Raw genomic sequence first — 1,971 nt, forward strand, 5'->3', positions numbered from 1 at the left:
GACATGCGACGGGGCATCAACTTCCGGTCCGGCCCCGACTTCGTCTCGGTCGGATCGAATGCCCTGCAGGCGGCGGTCATGCAGTTCGGCGCGAAGCAGGGCCAGTTCGGCGCCCGCATGGGCCGGACCAGGCAGAAAGACGGCGGCCCCGCCTCCCGCGACTATTTCCACCACCTGCCCTGGGGCGACATCCCGGCCCGGCCCTTCCTAGGCCTCTCCGACACCGACCGCACCAACATCCTCGATATCGTCCGCGAGGCCTTCGAAGCGCAGGTGGGAGGGTGACTTGGCCCTGATCCTACCTTCTTGCCAGGTGCAGCAGATGACCGCTCCCAGTCCGAAGCGGACACCTATCTCTCTGAAGTGCCCATTCGTCGTCGGGCATCAGGTTCCCTGCCAAGGTCACCTCCCACGTAGAGATGATCTTGAATCACAGTCGACCGCAGAGGGGAATCCGTTTTGTTAACACGACCTGGGATCGGAAAGCTCAGAACAGAACCAGCGTTGCCGCGATCGCATCAAGATCGTCGACACCCTCGACCAGAAAGCTGATCTTGTCGGTAACCGTGAACAAAGCACCCTCGTCCGTCACATTCCCATGCGCCATGAGCCACGCAGCTGGGTCGGCGCGGTCCTCCAATGGCACAATGCGGTTGAACAGCCATATCTGATCGGCAGAAGTGGAAAAATCCGTGATCCGGTCATGGCCGGGCCGCTTGAAATGGAACTGATCTGCTCCCGCCCCGCCGGTCATCAGATCATCCCCCCATGACCCATACAGAACATCACGACCACCATCGCCCGATAGCGTATCATTGCCGAGCCCACCGTCCAAGCTGTCGCGCCCTTCGCCGCCTGCAAGGCTGTCACGGCCCCCATCGCCGGAAAGCCGGTCGTTACCCGCCCCGGCATGCAGCCGGTCTTGCCCGGCGCCGCCGATCAGATGATCCGCACCGCTGCCACCTAACAGCAGATCGCCGCCGAGGCCACCATTCAGCGTATCATTGCCCGCCCATCCACGGATTGTGTCAGCGCCGCGCATTTCGAAAATGCCGGGAAAGTTGTCATGGACCGGCCCGATGTTCTCGGCCCCGCTCCCACCGTCATAAACACCCTGTCGCGGGTTTAAAGCAGCACGCAAGGGAGCGTCGTCAAAGGCCCAGACGATCTCTCCACCCAGCATATTGCCGACAAACGACATCAGCGGACCGGGATCAACCGAGAAGCCAGTGACACGCAGATATTCCACCCGGTTAATACCGCCACCGTTTGTCGGACGAACAGATTCGATCCGCATTTCGGTCCATGTGCCCTGGATTATCTCTGCACCGCGGCGCCACTCTAGGTCGAGGTCGGGCCCTCGAAGCCCGACGCCGACGTAGTCATAAGGAGGCACTTGGATGCGCACCTCATTTGCATCTGGCCCGCTGCGCAGCGCGCTGCCGCGGCTGCCAGCCTCAAAGGCACTGTAAATTTCGCCCACCAGAGACGAAAGGCTGTTTCCAACAAGCCGGACCCTGAACACCAAGACGCACCCTTTTATCTATATATCACAATGGCTCTAGCCGACATTCCCAAAATGGGCAGCCAACTGACGCAGAGATCGCTTGAATTCGAACGTTGAGCAAGCCTTTTCACGACATTCCACATCCGCACACCGTTGCGGATGTTTTGGTTTTGGCTGTCGGGGGATGTTGGGTTCATGTCGAACCCGCAGATCATCTCGCTTCAATCCACGTCGCTGCCCGAGGGCGGTGCCCCTGACTGGATCCATCTGATCCCGGCCGGGGCGGAGATCCTGACCGCCGATGCGCGCGGTCCCTACCGGCTTGTCGATCCGCAGGCGGTGATTGCCGCCTCGACGGGGAAGCTCCCCATCGACGAGAACCATGCCATCGACCTCGCCGCCCCGCGTGGCGAGGCCTCGCCCGCCCGGGGCTATGTCGTCGAGCTGCAGGCGCGCGCCGACGG

At 61.7% G+C, this 1,971-nt stretch carries 2 protein-coding genes and 1 pseudogene; 2 read left to right on the forward strand and 1 reads right to left on the reverse strand.

All coding sequences use genetic code 11. The annotated features are described in order from the left end of the window. Positions 1-285: phage virion morphogenesis family protein (locus tag C8N34_RS25710; RefSeq protein WP_211317751.1), on the forward strand; the 285-nt coding region annotated here is incomplete at its 5' end. A gap of 202 nt (positions 286-487) precedes the next feature. On the opposite strand, the gene C8N34_RS27220 is transcribed toward C8N34_RS25710, so the two are convergent. Further along, complete coding sequence (locus C8N34_RS27220; protein ID WP_108131067.1) at positions 488-1,297, reverse strand: calcium-binding protein; 810 nt, start codon at positions 1,295-1,297, stop codon at positions 488-490. A 405-nt stretch (positions 1,298-1,702) separates the two neighbouring features. On the opposite strand from C8N34_RS27220, the pseudogene C8N34_RS25720 reads away from it, so the two are divergent. Continuing rightward, positions 1,703-1,971, forward strand: a pseudogene (locus C8N34_RS25720) (phage protease); the annotation flags it as partial.

Origin of the sequence: Gemmobacter caeni, assembly GCF_003054195.1 — a bacterium.
In the GTDB taxonomy this organism is placed as follows: domain Bacteria; phylum Pseudomonadota; class Alphaproteobacteria; order Rhodobacterales; family Rhodobacteraceae; genus Gemmobacter; species Gemmobacter caeni.

Bases quoted from the DNA above. Each gene is read 5' to 3' on its own strand.
- C8N34_RS27220 (WP_108131067.1), bottom strand. From the start codon at position 1,297: ATGCGGATCGAATCTGTTCGTCCGACAAACGGTGGCGGTATTAACCGG.